The organism is Candidatus Symbiopectobacterium sp. NZEC135, assembly GCF_025962695.1.
On sequence record NZ_JAGFPF010000497.1, the window covers coordinates 1 to 1,310 of the forward strand.

At 45.4% G+C, this 1,310-nt stretch carries 1 protein-coding gene; it reads right to left on the minus strand.

Features of this window, described 5'->3' with window-relative positions:
* Positions 1-1,310 (minus strand): hemagglutinin repeat-containing protein (locus J5224_RS28220; RefSeq protein WP_413544735.1); only part of this gene is annotated, 1,310 nt, incomplete at both ends.

Consider the following 1,310-nt stretch of genomic DNA (forward strand, 5'->3'; position numbering starts at 1 on the left):
TTCTTGCCATACCACTTGCGCTTGGTGGTGGTTTTTTCATAGTGGCTGGACTCTTCCATCGCTTGTGCGTAGAGGAACCCGCCCTTAGCCGCTGCATCTAACGCCCCTTTGGCGATAAGTTGCGTCGCCTGAAACAGAATGCTGCCGTTGGAAAGCAGGGTAAGGACACCACCGCTGTTAAGGGTGGCATTTTTCTGCGTCACTGTTTCGCTGTACGCATTTCCCTCTTCGCGGTAGATATGATTACTCACCGCGTTCAGCTCCATTTTTCCACCGGAACTGAGCGTCATATCGTTTCCGGAAGTGAAATCCGTGCCGTTTGCGATGAAATCCCCATTGGCTGCCAGCGTCAGTTTCTTTCCCGCATGCACGCGTGCCGTGATATAGCGATCGTCTTTGTTATTATCATTGGCGCTATCAATCGCTGAATAGCCCGTTGCAAAGAGGCTCAGGTTGTTGCCTGCCAGCAGAGTGGTATTGCCCTGTGCAGATAGATCAGCGGATTGAGCCAGTAAGTCTCTTCCACTGGAAATCAGTAACTGATTACCCGCACTAAGACGACTACTCAGCTCTGCCTGTCGCGATTCAGGGAAAAGGGATTCTGGGATCGTCGCCAGTACTCTGGGGTTAAGATTAATATCCTCCCCTGCCGTCAGGTTAATTGTATTGGTGGCATTAAGCGCTACGCCTGAAATATCAAGGGTTTTCCCCGCATTAAGCGTAATATCACCAGTGGTATTTATTGCATTAAGCTGTTTTAAGGTATCATTGAAATAGGCCTGTTTTTCAGCATCGGTACTGCTTGTGCCAAGGCGTTCTAACCTCAGGAATGCATCATTACTTTTGATGAGCAGGTTATTACCTGCGGTTAATGTAGTATTCTTATTCTTTAGATAAACTACCCCTGTCAGCCCAAGGTTTCTGGCCGCATGAATAGACAGCTCATCGGATGCATTGATTTGACTCAGTTGCCGGATTCCGTTTTCATTAAAGTAATTTACAGCGGCATCAGAATATACATTAATATCACCGGTACGACTTTGTAGACTGACCGTTTCCCCTGCCAGACTACTCTGCTTAGCATCGATACTATCGCCGGAAATTATTGATAGAACATTACCGGCCATCACCTGACTATTATTTAATTGAGCGCTCTCATCAGCAACAAACGTAATGTTTTCGGATGCATTAAAATTGCTCTCGTTGTTTATCAACCTTGCATGAAGAAGGATATTTTTTGCCTTCAAATTTACAGAAGGATTTGAAATTTTCACTTCATCAGTTTTTTCATCAGTATATTTTTTAGTGCC